The organism is Caballeronia sp. 11_S32, from assembly GCF_056930355.1.
Genome location: NZ_JBXOWH010000001.1, coordinates 25,877 through 46,565, shown reverse-complemented (window position 1 = coordinate 46,565; position 20,689 = coordinate 25,877). Strand labels below are relative to the sequence as shown.

General features: G+C 61.6%; 18 protein-coding genes. 9 read left to right on the top strand and 9 right to left on the bottom strand.

The genetic code is table 11. The features are described from left to right. Positions 1 to 317: 317 nt before the first annotated feature. From AC1Z32_RS00215 to AC1Z32_RS00190, 6 genes are all read right to left on the bottom strand, one after another. On the bottom strand, positions 318 to 1,232 hold the full coding sequence (locus AC1Z32_RS00215) for a DUF2950 domain-containing protein (protein WP_483476707.1): 915 nt from the start codon (positions 1,230 to 1,232) through the stop codon (positions 318 to 320). Positions 1,233 to 1,243: 11 nt separating this feature from the next. Continuing rightward, positions 1,244 to 2,992: a DUF3300 domain-containing protein gene (locus tag AC1Z32_RS00210; protein WP_483476706.1), complete on the bottom strand. Its 1,749-nt coding sequence runs from the start codon at positions 2,990 to 2,992 to the stop codon at positions 1,244 to 1,246. Positions 2,993 to 3,207: 215 nt separating this feature from the next. Continuing rightward, positions 3,208 to 3,603 (bottom strand): tautomerase family protein, encoded by a 396-nt coding sequence (locus tag AC1Z32_RS00205; protein WP_483476705.1) that lies wholly within the window; start codon positions 3,601 to 3,603, stop codon positions 3,208 to 3,210. Positions 3,604 to 3,659: 56 nt separating this feature from the next. Further along, a complete protein-coding gene (locus AC1Z32_RS00200) occupies positions 3,660 to 4,904 on the bottom strand; it encodes a complex I 51 kDa subunit family protein (RefSeq protein WP_483476704.1) in 1,245 nt (414 codons plus the stop codon). A gap of 21 nt (positions 4,905 to 4,925) precedes the next feature. Beyond that, entirely contained in the window at positions 4,926 to 6,575 is a 1,650-nt protein-coding gene (locus tag AC1Z32_RS00195) for an FAD-binding protein (RefSeq protein ID WP_483476703.1), read from the bottom strand. Positions 6,576 to 6,590: 15 nt separating this feature from the next. Continuing rightward, on the bottom strand, positions 6,591 to 7,229 hold the full coding sequence (locus AC1Z32_RS00190; protein ID WP_483476702.1) for a 4Fe-4S dicluster domain-containing protein: 639 nt from the start codon (positions 7,227 to 7,229) through the stop codon (positions 6,591 to 6,593). A 106-nt stretch (positions 7,230 to 7,335) separates the two neighbouring features. On the opposite strand from AC1Z32_RS00190, the gene AC1Z32_RS00185 reads away from it, so the two are divergent. Next, entirely contained in the window at positions 7,336 to 8,778 is a 1,443-nt protein-coding gene (locus tag AC1Z32_RS00185) for an anion permease (protein WP_483476701.1), read from the top strand. A gap of 23 nt (positions 8,779 to 8,801) precedes the next feature. On the opposite strand, the gene AC1Z32_RS00180 is transcribed toward AC1Z32_RS00185, so the two are convergent. Beyond that, positions 8,802 to 9,716, bottom strand: coding sequence for a DUF2950 domain-containing protein (locus AC1Z32_RS00180; protein WP_483476700.1), 915 nt, complete (start codon positions 9,714 to 9,716; stop codon positions 8,802 to 8,804). Between the two features lie 10 nt (positions 9,717 to 9,726). Then, positions 9,727 to 10,824, bottom strand: a complete 1,098-nt coding sequence (locus AC1Z32_RS00175; protein WP_483476699.1) for a DUF3300 domain-containing protein — start codon at positions 10,822 to 10,824, stop codon at positions 9,727 to 9,729. On the opposite strand from AC1Z32_RS00175, the gene AC1Z32_RS00170 reads away from it, so the two are divergent. Beyond that, the gene (locus tag AC1Z32_RS00170) at positions 10,802 to 11,185 is read left to right on the top strand and encodes a hypothetical protein (RefSeq protein WP_483476698.1); all 384 of its coding nucleotides are present in this window, start codon (positions 10,802 to 10,804) and stop codon (positions 11,183 to 11,185) included. The genes AC1Z32_RS00175 and AC1Z32_RS00170 overlap by 23 nt on opposite strands. Before the next feature lie 205 nt (positions 11,186 to 11,390). Here the strand turns inward: AC1Z32_RS00170 and AC1Z32_RS00165 are convergent, their stop codons facing one another. Beyond that, entirely contained in the window at positions 11,391 to 12,194 is an 804-nt protein-coding gene (locus AC1Z32_RS00165) for a MipA/OmpV family protein (RefSeq protein ID WP_483476697.1), read from the bottom strand. Between the two features lie 970 nt (positions 12,195 to 13,164). Here AC1Z32_RS00165 and AC1Z32_RS00160 point away from each other — a divergent pair. The 7 genes from AC1Z32_RS00160 to AC1Z32_RS00130 all read left to right on the top strand — a co-directional run bounded on the left by AC1Z32_RS00160 (position 13,165) and on the right by AC1Z32_RS00130 (position 20,573). After that, complete coding sequence (locus AC1Z32_RS00160; RefSeq protein WP_483476696.1) at positions 13,165 to 14,130, top strand: LysR substrate-binding domain-containing protein; 966 nt, start codon at positions 13,165 to 13,167, stop codon at positions 14,128 to 14,130. 170 nt (positions 14,131 to 14,300) lie between these two features. Next, on the top strand, positions 14,301 to 15,368 hold the full coding sequence (locus AC1Z32_RS00155) for a proline racemase family protein (protein WP_483476695.1): 1,068 nt from the start codon (positions 14,301 to 14,303) through the stop codon (positions 15,366 to 15,368). A gap of 2 nt (positions 15,369 to 15,370) precedes the next feature. Further along, a complete protein-coding gene (locus AC1Z32_RS00150; RefSeq protein ID WP_483476694.1) occupies positions 15,371 to 16,303 on the top strand; it encodes an ornithine cyclodeaminase family protein in 933 nt (310 codons plus the stop codon). A gap of 323 nt (positions 16,304 to 16,626) precedes the next feature. Further along, entirely contained in the window at positions 16,627 to 17,715 is a 1,089-nt protein-coding gene (locus AC1Z32_RS00145; protein WP_483478164.1) for a branched-chain amino acid ABC transporter substrate-binding protein, read from the top strand. Positions 17,716 to 17,809: 94 nt separating this feature from the next. After that, positions 17,810 to 18,178: an Ldh family oxidoreductase gene (locus AC1Z32_RS00140; RefSeq protein WP_483476693.1), complete on the top strand. Its 369-nt coding sequence runs from the start codon at positions 17,810 to 17,812 to the stop codon at positions 18,176 to 18,178. 438 nt (positions 18,179 to 18,616) lie between these two features. Beyond that, positions 18,617 to 19,546, top strand: coding sequence for an NAD(P)-dependent oxidoreductase (locus tag AC1Z32_RS00135; RefSeq protein ID WP_483476692.1), 930 nt, complete (start codon positions 18,617 to 18,619; stop codon positions 19,544 to 19,546). Between the two features lie 133 nt (positions 19,547 to 19,679). Then, positions 19,680 to 20,573 carry a glycine betaine ABC transporter substrate-binding protein gene (locus AC1Z32_RS00130; protein WP_483476691.1) on the top strand — a complete coding sequence of 298 codons (894 nt, stop codon included), beginning with the start codon at positions 19,680 to 19,682 and terminating at the stop codon, positions 20,571 to 20,573. The last annotated feature ends 116 nt before the right edge of the window (positions 20,574 to 20,689 follow it).

Genomic DNA, 20,689 nt, shown 5'->3' with positions numbered 1-20,689 from the left:
ATTGCTGGAGCCTTGGGAGGTTCCGAGGCTGGAGATGGATATCAGCAATCAGCGCGAGTGACAGCGCGGCCGTCACGGGCGAGATCGTGACGAGCAAACCTTTTCTCAAGGATCCTTTCGTACCGTATCTGCGCCGGGTATGCCCTGGCTTTTAACGGGCCGGGGCGTAGCACGGGCAAGCGGCAAACCTTCAACCCTCGAGTACATTCGAAGCGAACCAGATCGAAAGAACCGCATCGAGCCGGCTTGATGCGCGAGCGCCTGCGCGGCGGCAGACGCCTGCTTGTTTGCCTCCGTCTGATTTTCGTCGCCGTGACTCAAGGGGAGATCTTTTCCCATCCCGGTCCCGGATCGAAGGTGGTCATCGCCTGTGCCTTCTTCGCGCTCTCCGGGCCGAGGTCACGCTCGTAGACCTGGCCTTCGTGGCTCACCATGAAGGTCTTGATGCCCGTATCGCCGTATTGAGCGGGCCACGCGACCACGGCGAAGCCGCCGAAGAGGCGCCCGTTGACCATATAACCGTATGCGCCACCAGGCGCATGGGGGCCTTGAGCGCGAAGCAGCTTGTAGTGATAGCCATAATAGCCGGCCTTCGTCGCATTGCTTGCCCCCGCAGTCTCGAACGCGGCGCCAAGCGGACTCGGATCCTCTTCGGGTCCGCTCGGCCAGTAGAGCCCGTCATGCTTGCCCGGCCTGCTCGCGAACCTGTCCGCGTAGACGTAAGTCTTGCCGCCATCGTGATAGGCCGATGCATAGTCGCGCTGGGCATCGTAGATCGCGAGCATCGTCTGGATCACGGCGAGCTCGTTGCGTCCGATACGGCGCAGACGCATTTCGTCGGATCCGGCGCGCATGTCGAAGTGCCAGCCCTGCGCCGTCTTCATGAGAGGAATGGGGAGCGTCCATCCATCCTTGCCCACGGCGATCTCGGCATGGTCGCCGCCGGTCGCGCGGACCGTATGCGACGTCTGCCACTCGCTCAGGAACTTGTCGCGCAACTCCGCACCCACCGGAGGGATCAGCTCGCGGAAGTCATCGCCCAGCAACGCCTTCAGCTCGGTCTCGTCATTGCTGGCGACGGCCGATCCGAGGGCGTCCATTGCTGCTTCGGGCGACTGGAAGAACGACTGCGCGCTCATGGCCGGAAGCGGTGCGAGGCCAAGCGCCAGCGCGACGATCATCGCAGCCCGGAATCGGGTTAGCGCGGAATTCACACGCGGAAGTCCATTCATGGTCGTTCTCCTTATCGCCGGCCGCCACCACGGGCACCCCCGCCACCGCGGGCGCCGCCACCACCGCCCGCATGGCCGAAGCTCGACGACTGAACGCTCGATCGCCCACGGTTGTAGTCGCGCTGCGCCGCGCCGCCTCCGCCCACGCCCTGGAACGCGGTATCACGACCGCCGCCCGAGTAGCCGCCTCCCCCGTAGCCTGGTTGAGCACTCGGTGCACCGCCACGATTGGCCGTCTGTGCGCGATTCGATGTCTGTGCGCGATTGCTGGCTTCAGCATTCCGATTGGACGCCTGGGCGCGATTGCCGGCTTCAGCATTCCGATTGGACGCCTGGGCGCGATTGCCGGCTTCAGCATTCCGATTGGACGCCTGGGCGCGATTGCCGGCTTCAGTCTGTCGATTAGGCGTCTGGGCGCGATCGCCCGCCGCTGTCCGCCGATCGGCCGTGGCGGCGCGATTGCCTGCGCCGGCTGTGTTCGCAGCCCCGGCCCGGTTGCCGGCATTGGCGTTGTTCGCGCGCGCTGCACGGTTGGCAGCCGATGGACTGCCTGCCGCCGCCCGATTGGTCGCGCCGGCACGCTCGGCCGCGCCGCCGGTGCGGCCGCGATAGTCGCGCCGCGCATCGGCGCCCTGCACGCCTCGCGAGTACTTGTCGCGAGTCGCGTTATCGCGATAGGCCACGCCCTGACGGTGCTGCGCGTCATGCTGCCAGCGCCCGCTCTGCACGTTGGCGCGATTGAAGTTGCGGTCGATGTTGGTGGCCTTGTTGACGTTGATGTTCACGTCGCCGCTATTCCAGTTGCAACCGCCGAAGATCGCGCCAGCCGCCGCGATTCCCAGGCCCCATGCGAATCCGCTCGCGAGGGCAGCTCCGGGGTAGTACGCCGGATAGGGTGGCCAGTATGTCGGCGGGTAAGCCGGCGCGCTCCAGCCGCCATAGACGACAGTCGGGTTGTAGGACGGAACGTAGATGACCTGCGGGTCAGACGGTTCGATGCGCACGATGGTCTGAGGCGCCTGAACCGCTTGTCCGCCCGGCGCTGGCTGCCCGCCCTGGCCGCCAGCGGGAGGCGCTTCGACGATCACCTTCTGCTGCGGATTCGACGTCAGATTTCCCGCCTGTTGCGCGCGCACCCTTAGCCGCTGAACAGCCGCGAGCACGTCCTTCGGCTGGGCGAGGAACGCGTCTCCGAGCCGTTGAGTCCAGTCGAGCTTGTCGTTCATCGGCTGGAGCACTTGGGGAAATGCAACCAGAGACTTGACGCTGACATCCCACGGCTGGTCCTGTACCGCCTTTACCGCGGCGTCGCCTTTCAGATCGCGGTGCTCCTTCACCCAGCGCGCGGCGTGCACCACTTCCAGAGGATAGGTCGACGCCATCAGAACCTGCGACAGCAGCGAATCGGGATACAGCGCGATAGGTGCCACCAGAGCTTCGAGCTCCTCGGGCGGATATTGCGGGACCTGAGGCGGAACCTGCGGCTGGGCGACCGACGCTGGCGCAGGAGCCTCGGCTGATGCGGGGAGCGGAGGTATCGCCGCGGCGGCTACCGCCGGGGAAGCAATGGAGGCCGGATTTGCCGCCGAGGCTGCCTGGGTAGGAACCTCCTGACTCTGTTGCTTTTGACAGCCCGCCGAAAACGCAAAGACAAGGGCGGCGCTCAACAGTCGTGCAATCCATATCGCCATGGCCACTCCCCATTCGTTCCGCCCGGCGGCGAAATAATCGTTGACCGTCAAGCAGTCGGCTTCAGCCATGCGCCTGTGAATGCATGGTGGGCAATCAGAGTAACGATGCACGCATTGACCTGTTCATCCTAATGATAGGCAACGGTTCTTCGATTCGCCGCTGAAAAGCTTGCTGGCGGCATCGCTCGATGTTCAACGCCCGAATGCGCGCGAAGGCTGCACGCGAATCCATCTGCAATCCGGATCACGCGAGGACATCGCGTCGACTGCCCGCTCCCGGTCTCTCACTGCTCGCCTGGCTTCCATTCGGGGCTGAAACCTCCGAGCGACGGGTGATACATCTCGTCTCCCGAGTGCTGGGTGAACTCGACGTTGAGCCGGTCTTCGCGCAGACCCAGGATCTCGGCGCAATGCGCACAAAGCGCTTTCGCCAGCTCCATGCGCAGCTCAGGCGGCCGTCCTTTCCTGATGTCCAGCATCATCACGGACACGGGCAGCGGCTCCCCGTCGGGCTCCGCGATGCGCCAGACGCCGCCCGCGCCGAGTTCCCGTATGGCCACGCTGATTCTCCTGATATCGACGGACATCATGCTGGCGTAGGTCTCGCTCATCTTCGCGGCGAGCCGCTTTTTCTGCTCCGCCGAGAAGTGGCCGTTCACATCGAGTTGCAAGTAAGGCATGGCGTGCGGCTCCTGGGAAAGAGCTGTCCGTGCGATGCGCGATGGCACATGCGCCCCTATGCCATCAGCAGCGCTTCGTACTCGTCCCGGAACTGGTTGACGGAGCTCTCCACCACCGTCACCGCACCGTCGATAAGGCCGCAGCGTCCGCTACCGGGAAGAATGCGACACAGGTTCTCCAAAGCGTCCATGTCGGCGCGCACGCCGCGGCCCGTGTCGATCCGGTTGAGCAGCTGCATCAACTGGAAGGTGCCGCCCTTGCACGGCGGACACTGGCCGCATGAACCCTGAGCGAAGAAACTCACGTACTCGGCGACCTTGCGCACGATGCTGGTTCCTTCCGACACGACGATCATCGCACCTGTCCCGAGACGTGAACGGCGCTGCCGCACCGAGTCGAAGTCCAGCGGGACGTCGAGATCGCGCTTCGTCAGCAAGGTATTCGAGGGGCCGCCCGTGAAGACGGCCTTGAATTGCTTGCCCTGCAACATGCCGCCGCCATGCTCGAAGACCAGCGATTCGAGACTCGTGCCCATCGGCAGCTCGTAGAGACCCGGATGCAGCACGTCGCCCGAGAGCGAATAGAGCTTGGTTCCGGCCGCGCCTCCAACGCCGAGACTCCGATACCACTGCGCACCGTGGCGAAGAATCCCCGGCACATGAGCGAGCGTTTCTGCGTTGTTCACGACGGTCGGCGCGCCATGCACGCCCTCTTCAGCGGGGAATGGCGGCTTGCGGCGCGGAAACGGAAAGCCGCCCTGCACGCTCGCAATCACGGCGGTTTCCTCTCCGCCGATGTAAAGACCCGAGCTCGGCACAACGCCAAGCGAAACAGTGCCGCCGACTGTTTGCTCGATCGCTGCAAAGAGCGCGTGCGCCTGCCATTGCTGCACCGCCTGTCGAGTCGCCGCGAGCGCCAGTTGCTGATGAGGATTGACGTACAGAACGACATGGTTCGCGCGCGTCGCCAGCGCGGCGATCAGCGCGCCCTCGATCACCTGATGCGGCGTGTGTTCCAGAAGGAAGCGATCCTTGAAGGTGCCGGGCTCGTCTTCGTTGCCGTTGCAGATGATGTATTTGTCGCCGAAGGGCGCGGCGGCGACCGGCGTCCATTTGCGATGGGTCTCAAAACCAGCGCCCCCCATCCCGCGCAAGTCCGCTGCGGCGATCTCCGCCGTGATCGCCTCCGGATTCTCCAACGCCCTGTCGAGGCCCGTTCCGCCACCGCGCGCGAGCCATGCATCGAGGTCCGCGCCGACGCGGAAATCGTCCCTCAGAAGAACCTGGTTCAGCTTGTCCATCGTCGCGCTCCGTGGATCGCGTCAGCGGGTGCCGCCGAGCACGCTCCCGCGCGCGTTCGTGCGCAAGCCGGCGTCGGCACGTAGATCGAAATGGGCGTAGCCGGGGAAGAGCTGCGGCGCTTTCACATCCAGCGGTAGCCCCGCCAGGGTGAGTTCGCGCTGCCATGCGTGGACGTGACCGATTCCGGCGCGGCTCGCTTCGAAGCGTCCCGGCAACTGCGCCGACCTGGCCCCGGCGCGGCGCCCCATGCTCAGAATGTCGAGCAGCGCGTTGCCCATCAGCCGGTTGCGTCCGTGTATGCCGCCCGTGACCTCGCCGACGCAATAGAGGCCGGGCACGCTGGTCGCGCCCTCCTTGTCGATGGCGACGCCGCCGTTCTGGTAGTGCAGCGTCGGATAGACGAGGAACGGCTCCTCGGCCGCGTCGTGACCGCACTTGTGCGCGAGATGGCGCAGCGTCACGAGGCGCTTCTCCAGAATGCCGGGGTTCTCCCGTTCGAGCGTCGGCGTATCGAGGAACACGCCGACCTGACCATCGCGTACGATTCCGCGCCCTTCCTGACATTCGCGAAGGATCGCCGAAGCCACGACATCGCGCGGCTGGAGCTCATCCACGAAACGCTCGCCTTCGCCGTTGATGAGCTTCGCGCCCGCGGAGCGCGCCGCTTCCGAGATGAGCCCGCCCGCGAGATGTCGCGGATGCGCGATGCCGGTGGGGTGATACTGGAACGAGTCGAGCTCGCGCAAATGCGCGCCCAGGCGATAGGCCAGCACGAGCCCGTCCGCGGTGGCGCCGTAGTGATTGGACGTCGGAAAGGCGTTGAGATGCAGCCGCCCCGCGCCACCGGTGGCAAGAATCACCGCATGCGCGCGCACCAGCGAGAAGGTGCGCCACTCGAGGTTGTAGATCACCGCCCCGGCGCAACGCCCGCGCTCATCGGACAGCAGCTCCACCACGGGACAGCGGTTCCATACCTCGATGCCGGAGTCGAGCTCCACCGCCTCGCGCAGCACGCGCATCATCTCCAGCCCGGTGTAGTCACGATAGGAAAGGATGCGCGCCGCCGACGCGCCGCCGGGTTTCTTGCGCAGCAGGTTCCCGCCGATAGGCCGGTCCTCCTCCTGATCGAACGTCATGCCCAGACGAATCAGCCAGCGAATGACATCGGGGCCATCCATCACCATCTGCGCGACCAGCTCGGGGGCGCCGCAAAAGTGTCCGGCGCGCAAGGTGTCCTCGAAGTGCATTTGAGGACTGTCGTCATCGCCGACGGCAGCCTGAATTCCGCCTTCGGCCATGACGGTGTTGCTGTCGCCCAGACGCAGCTTGGTCGCGAGAATCACTCGGGCGCCCTGTTTCGCAGCAGTGAGCGCGGCGGCGCATCCGCCGCCACCGCCGCCGACCACCAGCACGTCGGTGTTCGTGAGCTGCGCGCCGGCCAGATCGACATCGTCGATCAGCGCATTGGCTTGAAGATAGCCGGCGAGATCAGGCTGACAGGGCGCTCCGCGATTCACCCCGACGCTCAGCGCCACCCGTGCATGGGCACCATGGTCGGGGTGATAGGCCTTGAGAAGCTCGTCGATCGACGTGCCGTCCTTGCGTACCGCTGGTGTCGCACCGGGGCGATAGTGCTGGCGCGCGTCTTCGTAGGGTATGCCGTCGACCATGGTCGTTCGATCCAGTCAGCGCGGCGGCTGCGCGCCCGGCGCATCGAAATCGATCTTCATCTCGCCGCTCTCGATCTGCTGCAGCCGCAGCATCAAATTGGCCGGACGCAACGAGAGCGCCGAGATCATGCGCCGCACGAACAGGCCGAGATGGTTGGGTTGGATGTGTTCGGGACACGCGAGCGTGCAGAGATTGCACATGACGCATTCGTCGAAGACCTGGCCGGATTCGGACAGCCTGCCCTCCACGGCGAGGTTCACGCCGCGCTGGACATCGAGATTTTTTGGACAGGCGCGATCGCAGCCACTGCAGTGACGGCAATGTGATGCCTCCGGGAAGACTTCAGAGATCGCGCGCAGCGTCTGCCAGCTGTCGCCGATATCTTCCATGCGATACACATGGCGTGACGCAATGGCGAAATAGTCGAGGAAAGCCACTTGCATGTCTTCTTCGATCAGGGTTTCGCAGGCGAGCGCAGTGGTCACCTCTTGCTGGCCGCTTCGCCGGACCATCACGCGGCACGAGCCGCATACGCCCTGTCCCATGCAGCCGACGCCCTCGACGAGCGTCTGCCCCGCATGCACGATGGCCTGCAGGATCGAGCAGTTCGCGGGGGCTTCGACCTCGCGCCCTTCAATGCTCAGGCAAACCATCTTCGCGCACTCGGTTCTTGTGCGGCGCTGCCCCCGCACTGGCGAATTCGGAAAAATCGACATATAAACCTTAGCACACGGGTGATTATTTCCAAGCGGAGGACGCATGAAGACGTTCTGGAAGGCCCTCGCGCCTCTCATCGTGGTGGTTCTGATTGCGCTCATTCCCGCCCCCGAGGGGCTGGCCCAGCACGCGTGGTATTACTTCGCGATCTTCGCGGGTGTAATCGTCGGGCTGATGCTGGAGCCGATCCCAGGCGCGGCCATCGGTCTTATTGCCGTGACGCTCGTGTCGGTGTTCTGCGAGTGGGTGTTCTTCAGTCCGGAGCAGCTCGCGAAACCGGGTTTCAATGTGGCGACCGCGAGCCTCGGCTGGGCGCTCTCCGGTTTCTCGAATGGCACGGTGTGGCTGATCTTCGGCGCCTTCATGTTCGCGCTCGGCTACGAGAAGACAGGCCTCGGCCGGCGTATCGCGCTCGTGCTCGTGAGGGCGATGGGCCGCAAGACACTCACCCTGGGCTATGCGGTGATGGTTGCGGACACGCTGCTCGCGCCATTCACGCCCTCCAACACGGCACGCAGCGGCGGGACCATCTTCCCGGTGATCCGCAATCTGCCGCCTCTCTACGATTCGAAGCCGAATGATCCCTCGGCGCGGCGGGTCGGCTCGTACATCATGTGGACGGCCATCGCCACGACCTGTGTGACGAGCTCGATGTTTCTGACCGCGCTGGCCCCCAACCTGCTGGCCGCCGAGCTTATCCGGAAGACGGTCCACGTCGATCTGGGCTGGACGCGATGGTTCCTGGCGATCGCTCCGGCGGGCATCATCCTGCTGCTGGCGGTGCCGCTGCTCACCTACGTGCTCTATCCGCCCGAAGTCAAGCAGGGCACCGAAGTGCCCGCGTGGGCCGCACAGCAGTTGAAAGAGATGGGGCCGCTTTCGCGTCGCGAACTGACGCTTGGCGTACTGGTGCTGGTTGCGCTCGGGCTCTGGATCTTCGGCGAGAAATTCGTCAATCCCACTACCGCCGCACTCATGGTGATTGCGTTCATGCTGGTCACCAAAGTCGTGACGTGGGACGACATGCTCGCGAACAAACAGGCGTGGAACACGTTCACGTGGTTCGCCACGCTGGTCGCTCTAGCGGACGGGCTCAGCAGAACGGGCTTCGTGAAGTGGTTCGCCTCCATGATGGCGGCACACATGAGCGGCGTCGCGCCGACCATGGCGGTGGTGGTTCTCATACTGATCTTCTTTTTCACGCACTACATGTTCGCGAGCGTCACCGCCCATACGACGGCGATGCTCCCGGTCATGCTGACGGTGGGTTCGACCATTCCCGGCATGCCGATGGAGGCGTTCGCGCTAATGCTCGCCCTGACGCTCGGCCTCATGGGCATTCTCACGCCTTATGGCACCGGGCCGAGCCCCGTCTATTTCGGCAGCGGCTATCTGCCCGCCGGGGATTACTGGAGGCTGGGTGCGATCTTCGGCGTCCTGTTCATTGCCGTGTTCCTTTTGATCAGCGTACCCATTCTTCTTTGATGCATCGCCACGAAGCTCGACGATCAAGGCCCCTGCACGCGAGTCCAGGATGCGTCGGGATCGAACTCGTTCAGCGGCTTTGCCGACGCGCCCCGATTCTTCTGATACACGACGCCGTTGTTGTTGACAATGAAAGTCATCACTCCGCTGGCGCCATATTGCGCGGGGTAGGCGGCCATCGCGAAACCCGCCAGCATGCGCCCATTGATGATGTAGTTGAAAGCGCCACCCGGCGCGTGCTTCCCCTGTCGCGTGAGAATGCGAAAGCAATATCCGTGATAAGGGTCGCCCGGGTTTCGATCCTTGAAATAATTCGCGCTCGCCGCGATCAGCGGACCGAACGGGCTCGGCTCTTCACCCTTCGATTCGTCCGCCGGCCAGTAGAGCCCGTCGCGCTTGCCCGTCGTGCTGCCGAGCCTGCTCGCGTACTGCAGCACGCCGTCTCCCACACGATCGCGCGTCGCGTATTCGCGTTGTGCATCGATATACGCGCGCATCACCTTGATCGCCTCGCGTTCGTTCGCGCCGATGCGCCTGTCCAGCACTTCCTGCTCACCTTCTTCGGTCGCGAAACGCCAGGTGCCTTGCTCGCGCACGAGCGGAATCGGCATGGGCCACGCTTCGTCGCCGATACGCAAGACGCGTCGGTCCGGCGATGTTTCCTCCAGCATGTGATACGCATTGAACTCGGCCAGCGCATTGGCGCGCAGTTCGCGGTTCTCGGCTTCGTCCGGCGTCACGACGAGTTCCTTGTGCGCATTGCCGAAGATCGCGATGAGCGCGGTGTCGCTGTTCGACTTGAGCGCCTGTTCCAGCGCGCTGACGGCTTCGTCCGGCGTGGCGAAGGTCTGCTGCTGATCGGCGGCGAGAACGCGCAGCGAAACGACGAGCATCGCAATCACTGAGCATGCGACGAGCCGACGAGACGATATGCTCATGGAGCGTCTCCTATCGACGGCCCACGCGGCCGCCTCCGCCGAAGCCACCGCGGCCTCCGCCCGAAAAGCCGCCTCCCTGGAAATTGCGGCCGCCCTGCCCGCCCGACATCGACTGCCGGCTCGCTGCGCCGCGCGCGCTGTCCGCCCGTGCGCCCTGAGCGGACCCGTAACCGCTGAAGGCGTCGCCACCGCGTCCCTGGGGGCCGCCGCCCTGCCCGCGTGGCGTCTGCGCGGCGGACGGCGCGCGCGCGCCAGCCCGCTCACCGCCGCCGGACGCGCCGAAGTTGCCGGCATTGGCGCGCGACGGCGCATCGCCGACGCGCTGCGATGCTGCGCGCGTGCTAGTGCCCGACACCTGCCCGGGCTTCTTCTCTGAGCGCCACTGCGTCGAACGCTGCGAGCCAGACGTCCCGTTCGCCGAACGGTTCGCCGCGCGATTGCTCAGTTCGTTCCTGACCTCGGTACGGTTGACATTGCCTTCGCGGTTGATGTTGATCGTGTTGTTGCCGCCCTCGTAGTGCGACACATAGTGTCCGCCATTCCACGCCGCCGTGATCGCCGCACCCCAGATCAGGCCCGTCGCGAAAGCCGCGCCCGGCGCGTATGGATAGTAGTAGACGGGATAAGGCGCAGGCCAATAGGTATATACCGGCGTCGGGCTGGCGATGACGACCGTCGACGGGTTGTACTGCGGCACGTAAATGACTTCGGGGTTCGACGGCACGATCTTGATGACTTCCTTCTCGACGACCACCGTCTGCTTGTCATCGGTCTTGAGATTCCCTGCCGATTGCGTCTGGCGCCGGAAACGCTGGACAGCCTGCAATACAGCGCTTTGGTCCGCTACCACTGCTTCTCCGAGCGCTACTGTCCAGTCGAGGTCGGCGCTCATTCTCTTCAATACTTCGGGATAGTTCAGCAGCGCCTTGACAGGGTCCTGCCATGCTTCGTTGATCGGCAAGTCCTTCTCGGTTTTTCTGCGATCGAGAAACCGGTCGGCCTGAACGACTTCGACGGGATACGTGGACGCCGGAAGAATGATCGACACGAGATCGTCAGGATAGAGTGCGATCGGACCGACGAGCTTGTCCAGCGACGCCGGATCCATCGCGAAGGTTTGCGGAGCGCTTGCCGCCGGTGTCGGCGCCGGCGTCGGCGTCGGCATCGGCGCCGGCGTCGGAGCGACGGTGGGCGCACCGCTCTCCGGCAGCGTCGGAGGAGCCGCGCACCCGCCTGCACACAGCGCCACTGCGATGAAAAGCCCGCTTAAGCACTCACGCATGTCTAGCACCACCAACACTGGCCATACCGCGCATATTCTGGAGCCCGGCGGCTCGCTCGACGTCAAGCGCCATTACCAGGCCGTCTCGGTTCTGAACAGCATCAGACTGCAACTCTCTTGCGACCTTGAGCGGTCATTGCGCACTAAAACCACGCGCCGCTCCGCTCACAGTATGCGAACGCTCTAGTGAATTCAAGGGAGCCGGGCCACGCGTTCGCGTCGCAAGATATCGCTCATTGCCCGAACCGGTCACTCGCTTTCGACCGGATACGCGATTCGGCCCGCCGACCCGCGGTTGGCGAACCACGCCATGAGCCGCGAAAGATTGACGAATCGAGTCTCCGAGGGATTGTGGATCACTCGCTCCGATCAAGGACCGGTCTCCGCGCATATCATTGAAAGGCATAGGCAATGCCGACGCCGTATGTCAGTTGATTGCGCGTGCCGCGCTGCGTCACGATAGGACTTGCTGCCGAGTCACCCATCAGGCGCTGATAGTAGATCATCGCGCCCGCGTACCACTTCGGGCTTAGTTGATAAATCCCGGCGATCCAGCCGGTAAGCTGATTGAGGCCGCCTCCGGGATTGAAGACCGGCAGTCCGCTTTTCTGAGAGTCCTCGGACGTCACGCCATAGTAGGTCTCGTTGAAGCCGCCGCTCACCCACGTCGCCCCGGCTCCACCTCCGATGAACACGCGCGTATGCAGCGGAAACCACGCGCTCGTATTGACGGACACGCGTGCGCCCGTGTAGACGGCTCCAGCATTTGTGACCACAGTAATCTCGCCTCGCAGGCGGTACGGCACGTCGCCGGCGTGGCTGTACTCGTAGCCGGCGAACCCGCCTCCTTCCAGCGTGGTGGAGACGTCGTGGACCTGCGACACTACGGGGTCGTCGACATTCCGTCGTCCCAGACGCAGCGCCAACGCCGGCCCCCACTGGAACCCGGTCAGGCTCCCGAAGTTGTATTGCGCATACGTTCCGTACCACTCGAACAAATGGCCGCCGCTCGTCACGTAGCGCATGCCCGGAAGCACGCCTACGATGCGGTCCTTCCCACCCGCATACTCGGTCGTCGAGCCGATCCCCACGCCAAAGAAATTGGGCAATGCATTTGACAAATCGACTGGGCTCGCGCACGCACTGCTCAAGACAAACGAGGTGCACGCTCCGGTGATCACTTTGAAGACTTTCACGGGTTCTCCCTCCGGTACATGCAACTACATGTTCTTAGCAGCATTTCGATTTTCCAACTGATCGAATCGACGCGCCTCGCCCCCCCTAAACGGGTCGTTGCGAGAATTGGCCCACAACAGCCGGAGAGGCCGGTATCTTGAAGCAAAACATCCAGAATGACGCGATCTTTCCACCGGAGTCCGCCTCATGCTCATTTGCAGACTCGAGTTCATCGTTTCCGCCACTGCTTTCCTCGTTTGCTCCCGCCTCGATGTGCCTTCGGCAACGAAGCAGGCAGAACAACGCCGTGGCGCCCGCGACGACCGTCGGCAGCGCTAGCTTCGTCCGCCGCTTATGTCCGCTTGCCGGCGCGACAGTCCTGCTTGGTGCGCCGCGCGTCAGTAGTAGATACCACAAGCTGGCCGGGACATGGCACACCAACGGCGAGCGCCGCGACGATGATAGGCGTCGGCGCCGCGCACGGAAGGAAAGCGAGCGATGTCCCTCGCCTACTGATCTATACCTCTCAAGATCAAAGAATCGGAACGCCGAGGGTTCCAGGCGTAGCCAACTGCTCCGCGCATGAAGGTTCGCTGTGCTATGTAGAGCAGCCGCTCGAGTGACCAGGTGGAGGCGATGGCGAGCCGCGGAAACTGGCCGAGCCCTGCCTCACTAAGAACGCTGCCGCCTCGCCAGTTGCTGACGTCGAACGCGACCGGTTCTCATATCAGCAAGGCCTATCACCGGGCCCACGCAAGGCAACAGCAGCCCTCCTGTAGGCGCCCTCTCCGAGTTCTGGTTTGGGTCGCGACATGTGCCATTCCGATAAGAAAGGAGACCTTCATTCGACGCGTCGCCCTGACCCCGGGACGGCCGTTCCCTCTCGGCAAACCGCCACTCGTTAGAAGGTAGCGACTTATCTCGAGTAATATCAGGCAAGGCTTACCCTTTAGACCCTACGCCAATCCCCTCGAGTCGGTAGAAAACGCTATGGCGCCTCAATTCGAAATGAGTGAAACGTTGATCGGCGCGCTATCCCTGCGAGCGATCAAATCATTTCTTGCTGCAGCGAAGTTCAAAAGTTTTACAGGGGCCGCCAATGCATTGTGTATTACTCCGGCGGCGGTCAGCAAGCAAGTGCGGGAATTGGAGGACTACCTGCGTACGGAGCTTTTCGTCCGTTCAGGCCGGTCGGTCACACTCACTGCCGATGGCGAGATGTTCAAGGATGCGGCGCAGCTTTCATTGATCAATCTCCATCAGGCGGCCGAGCGGCTACGCAAGAAAATGCCTGCGCGGCAAACGCTCATCGTTTGCTGCTCACCCGCTTTTTCGGCGCTTTGGCTACACAAACGGCTGCCCGGATTTATTCAAGAGAATCCGGATATCGAACTCACCGTGCTGGCGACACAGAATTTCATCTCAATGGAAGCGGGTGTGCGGCCGGACGTGTTCATCGCGAAGCTCGCCAGCCTGCGTGACGGATACGACAGCGAACACCTGTTCGACGACGAGGTCTATCCTGTCTGCACGCCGCAATATTTGCAGAGCCATGGCCCGATCGAGACACCAGAGGGACTTTTGAACATGTCTCTGCTGGATATCAGCGCCTACGGCCGTTCGCAGATTTCCGAGCATATCGACTGGAAAGTCTGGCTGTCTTTGCATGATGTGGACACAAGTTGGGGCGCCGACATTCCGCGTCATCTATTCACCAGCAATGACTACCCGGCCATCGTGCAGATGGCCTTGGCGCACCAGGGGCTCGTCCTGGGCTGGCACCATTTGGTAGGGGACCTGGTCGACAGCGGCGATCTCGTCCGGCCGCTGCCGCACAAGACGGTGATGAAGAATCGTGGCCACTATCTTTCCGTCCGTAAGGACAGGGCGGACGCCGGCGTGTGCAAGAAGTTCTGCCAGTGGATCAGGCAACAACTCGCGATGCCGCAGCGATGAAGCGGATGCGGTCCTCAAGAAGTCGGGACGCCGAGTGCCTGCTGCGTCGACCTTCAACTAAAAGTTGAAGGACCGCCGGAGGAAATGTCGTTTAATTTATTCGCGAATCTGACATAGATTTCCTCTCACACGCCGCACGCGGTCGGCGGGACGCAAGAAGGAAATCAGCCATGGGATTTAAGAGAACCATCCACGCCGTTGAAACGCATTCGGGTATTCCGATGCGCGTGGTCACCGGCGGCATTCCCCACATTCCCGGCGACACCGTCCATGCCAAGATGAAGTGGCTGGAGGCCAACGACGACGGCTTGCGCAAGCTGCTGCTGCGTGAGCCGCGCGGTTACCCGGCGCACTGCTGCAACATCATCGTGCCGCCCTGTCACCCAGAGGCGGATGCGGGCTACATCATCTTGGAGCAGGTGGAATATCCGATGATGTCGGGCGGCAACACCATCTCCGTAGCAACGGTATTGTTGGAAATGGGCATGCTGCCCATGCAGGAGCCAGTGACGGAACTGACTCTGGAAGCACCGGCCGGTCTGATCCGCATCACCGCCGAGTGCAAGGACGGCAAGGTAAAAAAGGTGAAGTTCAGGAACGTGCCGGCCTTTGCCGCGCACCTGGATGCCGTCATCGACGTGCCGCACCTCGGAAAGGTCCGGGTGGATGTGGGCTGGGGCGGCATGTTCTACGCTATCGCGGATGTGCGCCAGTTCCCAGGGCTCGAGCTCAAGCCCGAACATGGGAAGGAGATCGCACGGGTCTCCGCCCTGATCCGGCAGGCGGCAATCGAGCAGTTGCCCGTCGCACACCCGGATTATCCAGGCGTGGGCATCACCATTTCACAACTCTCCGGCCCGACGGACGACCCTCGGGCAGACTGGAAGAACGCGGTCACCATGCCCACCGGACCGCTCTCCTGGGATGACCCCTCCACGTGGACCGGCGCGATAGACCGCTGTCCTTGCGGTACCGGCACCTGCGCCAAGATGGCCGTGCTGCACGCCAAGGGCGAATTGCCGTTGCACCAGGATTTTAGGCACCAGGGGATTCTGGGTACCGTTTTCACAGGCCGACTGGAAGAGGAAACCCGCATCGGCGACAAGGCAGCTGTCGTGCCTACGCTGGCCGGCACGAGTTGGATCCAGGGCATCAATACCATCCTGCTGGACCACGACGACCCCTTCCCCGAGGGTTACACCCTGGGCGACATCTGGCCGCAACAGTCGGACGATTGAACATGCAGATCATTTCAGCTCGGCAGATCAGGTCGGTTCTGGATTGGAAGGGTGTTCTCGACGCCTTGAAAACAGGGCATTCGGGCTCCCGGCCTGTGGGCGACGGCTATTTCATCGGGGATGCAAGCTTTGGCTTGTTCAGCCGGGGGGTGATTCTGCCCGGACAAGGCGCTGGATTCAAAATCGCGTCCATCCATCCAGCCAATGGCTTCGCCAGCCCACCTCTGCCAACCGAGCAGGCCGCGTTTCTCGTTTTGGACGAGCGCACCAAAGGCTTTGTCGCCATGCTGGACGGCCCGGAAATCACACGCTGGAAGACAGCGGCCGATTCCGCACTTGCCGCAAGACGCCTGAGCCGCGAGAACAGCGAGGTCCTTCTCGTGCTTGGAGCGGGTCCCGTCGCACGGTCATTGACAGATGCTTATCTGCATATCCGGCCTTCCATCCGTGAAGTGTTGTTGTGGAATCGCACACCGTCAAGGCTGGATGCGGCGCGTTCTGAGCTCGAGGCAAGAAACATACAGGTACGCATCGTTGAAGACCTGGATGCCGCGGTAGCGCGTGCAGACATCGTGACCGCGGCCACCAGCGCGGCGACGCCCAGAATCCGGGGCGAGTTTGTTCGTCCCGGAACGCACGTCGATCTGGTAGGAGGCTACCGACCAGACATGCAGGAGGCCGATTGCAATGCGCTCAAGGGTGCTCGGATTTTCGTGGACGATCGCGAGAACGCGGCACGTTCAGGTGACATCCAGATCCCGATGCAGGCGGGGGTGATCCGGCCCGATCAGATCGAAGGAGATCTGTTCGATTTGTGTCGGATGTCAGCGTTCCATCGTTCGGCTGAGGACCGGACGGTCTACAAAAACGCCGGAAGCGCGTACCTGGATCTCATCATCAGCCGATACGTTGTTGAAAGACTGAAAGGCGTCTAAATCTCGGGGGCCGGTGTCGGCCCATGCACTCAGTTCGTTCGAAGGCTTCGTCCTTTGAACACGTATCAGCAAACCGCCATTTTGATTCCGTAAAACAGTGTTAGTACTACATATCTGTAATGCCTGATGGAAACGATGTAACGAAATCGGCTGCGAAAGCGGACCGCGTCTGCTGATCTCGTGCTCATACTTTCGGTTCGTCCTTGCAATTCGTCGAGTCGCCTTTCCCGGTCTGAAAGACGGCAAAGCGAACACTTATCAAAATGGTACCTACCATGCGAAAAGCCCTTCTATCAATTCTTGCTACGACGATCCTTTCCGGGATGACTGGCGAAGCTCTCGCACAACAAGTTGTCAAGATTGGCATCTCTGCTCCGCTAACCGGCATCGGTGCCTCCAACGGCAAGGACATGGAGAACGGAGCCCGCCTTGCAATCGAAGAAGCGAACGCGCGGCATTTGAACATTGGGGGCCAAGAGGTGAAGTTCGAACTCGATGCCGTCGATGATCAGGGTGATCCGAGAATCGGGGTTCAGGTAGCACAAAAGCTGATCGACGACGGAGTGGTAGCGACCATCGGTTACTATAATTCCGGCGTTGCCCTGCCCGCGGCCCCAATCTTTGCGAAGGCCGGTATTCCAATGCTTGATCCTGCCGCGACCAATCCGCAGATCACACGTCTTGGACTGACCAATGTGTTTCGGATCATTGCCACTGACGTTCAGAATTCGGGCAATGCTGGTCATTACGCGGTCACCGTAACGAAGGCGAAGCGAATTGCGACCATGGACGATCGGACTGCTTTTGGTTCGGGCGCTGTCGAAGAGTTCAAGAAGGCGGTTCAGGCCGCAGGCGGATCGATTGTCACATCGGAATACACGAACGATAAGGCAGTTGAATTCAACGCGCTGTTGACGAACATAAAAGCCGCAAATGCAGATCTACTGTTCTTCTCTGGCAGCAATGCTCAAGCTGGTCTGATCGTGAAGCGCATGAAGCAGCTTGGTATGCACACCCAGTTCGTCGGCAGTGGAGGCATTGCGGATAGCGTGTTCATCCAATCGGCCGGCGTTGCCGCAGATGGATCAATGGCGTGGGAGTACGGGCGCCCGATTGACTCTCTTCCGGAGGGTCGAGCATTCGCCGAGAAATACAAAAAGCGGTTTGGCACGGATCTTCTCACTTACTCGCCGTTCTCTTACGACTGTGCATGGATAGCCATCGAAGCGATGAAAAGGGCAAATTCGACGAAGTCTGAAGTCTTCATGCCCGCGCTGCGCTCAAGTCAATACGACGGAATCACGGGTCATATTTCATTCGACAAGAACGGAGATTTGACCAATCCGACCTCAACGCTGTATCAAGTCAAGGGCGGAAAGTGGGTCCCGGTAACGACGATAGGCGCGAAGTGAGCGAAGCGAAAACCAGGGGCTCGCGTGCGACAAGCGAAGGTACCCGACATTACAGGAAGAGGCGAAGCGACGACTCCAACCCAAAGGAAGCCTCATGAGACTCGAAACGCACGAAGCATACGAGATCGCCTATCGAGCGGTGCGCGACACCGGCGCGAGCGAAGCCATCGCATCGTCACTTGCCAGCGCGGTGGTTTCGGCGGAGTGGGCGGGCAGCCGGATAGTCGGCTTTGCGCATTTGACCGATTATCTCGATGGCTTCATGCTCGGGCGGATTGCCCGAGATGCGGAACCGATGATTGAGTCTCCCGCATCCGCCGTCCTTTGCGTGAACGCTAACGGCGGGATAGCTCAACTTGGGTTCGACCGTGCATGCAACGAGCTAGTCAATCGCGCTGGCACGCTCGGTGTTGCAATCTTTTCGCAGACGAACAGCTTCACTGTCGGAGAGCTTGGGTACTAAACGAGACGCCTTGCGGAAGCAGGATTGGTCGCGCTCGCCGTGACCAACGCGAATGCGCAAATGACTACCCTTGAATGTCGCAAAGCTCCCTGACCCTGAGACCGACAAAAGTCGCCAGTGCGTTCCGCGCCAGTCGTCTCCTATGGCGTCGGAAGCGGCCGTTAAACGATGGTTGGGATGACCGTCAGCAATGGTCGTGAGTGTGAGTTCGCCTTCGTTTCAACATCGACCTACCGATCCTCCTCATTCTCGATCCGTAAGAATTAAGTCGTCACCGAAAATCGTGGGCGGGACGAACGCACTGCAGGCCGACGATTGCATCTTCGGCGTCTACTATCAACAGTCTTGATATACCCCATCACCCGAATTCGTTTGAGTCGGCAAATCGGCCCACGTACATTGAATCATCCCAGTCACACAACACCGGAGGATGACGAAATGAAGGTTGGTTTTATTGGTTTGGGCACGATGGGCGGTCCGGCCGCACGCAATATCCAACGGCGCGGGTTTCCTTTGGTGGTTCACGACATCCGGAGCGAGGCAGGAAAGCCGTTTGTCGAGAATGGCGCCGAATGGGCGAACACTCCGCGCGAGCTGATGGAGAAGGTCGACGTGGTCGTGACGATGGTGTTCGGGCCGGTACAAATCGAAGCAGTGACGCAGGGCGAACAGGGGCTGTTCGCTGCTAACTGCTCGGGCAAATACTGGATCGACCTGACTACCAGCAACCCGACCCTGATGCGCGAACTGGGACAGGCATTCGCAAGCCGGGGCGGCCACGTTGTCGATGCGCCGGTGACCGGTTCTGTCGATGCTGCAATTCGAGGCGACATGATTATGTTCGTCGGTGGAGAGGACCAAGACATCCAGGCGGTTCGGCCCGTAATAGAGGCGATGGGAGAGATCCGGCGGGTTGGACGGCACGGCAACGGGTATGTCGCGAAGCTCGTCAACAATCTTCTGTGGAAGATCCACGCCGCGGCAATCGGTGAAGCGATGGTCGCCGCGAAAAAAGCGGGACTCGAACCCGATGTCTGGTGGGAAGCCATGAAAGGAGGTGCAGCCGACAGTTTCGTGCTCACTCACGACGTTCCCTCGATCTTCGCAGGACACTACGACCCTTCGTTCCCGCTGGCGCTCTGTCTCAAGGACCTTGGGCTTATCGACCAATTGCTTCGGGAAACCGGCGTGCGTAACGAACTCGCACAGGCAACCTACGACAGATTCCGTGAGGCGGAGCGCAGGTACGGAGCAAGCGCCGGCGAGATGACAGTCTGTCGTGTTATCGAAGATGACGCGGGTGTCGAACTGCGCGTGAAGGGAGACTGGACCCCTCCTTGGCAAGTCAAGCACACCGCGGACGCGTAGTGGGCCAGATCGGAAGGCGAGCGTCTGCTGTATAGCGCTTTCCACTGCAACGTAACGAGCGCTCGCTGATGCGCGATCAACGAGCGCAACGGTCCATCTTCGCGCCGGTCAACCTTGATTGAGGGGACTCTGAATGTCAAAGATCATGTCTCGATGGCTCGTCGCGTGCACGATGGCTGCATCTAGCGCGCTCGCACACGCAGCCGCTCCTGAGCGGCCCGTACAACTGACGTATTTCGCAGAGCCTGATTCGGAAGTCGTAATCAAAATTGCACGTGCTGTTCTTGAGCAGCGACTCGGGTACAAAGTCACCCTGACTTCGGCGTCGCTTGGCCTACAGTATGAAGCCCTCGCGGAAGGTAAGAGCGACGCGATGATGATGGCTTGGTTGCCCGGCACTCAGGCGGCTTACTGGCAAAAGTACAGCACCAAACTGGACGATCTAGGCACTATTTATAGTGGAAAAATCGGATGGGTCGTTCCTGATTACGTTCCGGAGAGCGAGGTCCGGAGCATCAGCGACCTTAGCAAGCCCGGCGTCAAGGACAAGCTCAACGGGACCATACAAGGGATCGACCCAGGTGCAGGGCTGATGCGCGCATCGACAAAGGCCATCCAGGACTACTCCCTGAATGGATACAACCTTCGCCCGGCCAGCGCTGTCGCAATGATTGCAGCGTTGTCGAGGGCCGAGAACCAGAAGAACTGGATCGTCGTGACAGGCTGGAGCCCGCACACCATGTTTGCAAAATGGAAGCTGCGGTATCTGGAAGACCCGAAAGGCGTGATGGGCGGTTCAGAAGGCGTCCACGTTCTGACCAGAAAGGGCTTTAGTCAGGAGTTTCCCCGCGCCGCTGCATTTTTCCGGCAATACAAGATTTCGAACGAAGACCTGGAGAAAGTGATGGCGAAGGCCGAAGCGTCAAAGGACTATGATGGCGCTGTCGCGGATTACGTCACGAATCATTCTGCGGAGATCAGTGATTGGGTCAAAGATGCTCAGGGTAAGCCCCTGCAAGCCCAGTAGCCAAAGACCTTTCGAATCTCTCCGACTGTTTCCGAAGCGACATCGCTGCTGGAGAATGACCTCGCCGGAGTTTCGGCGGTAAGCTGCTAAAGAAGTCGTCATTCAGATCCCACCGG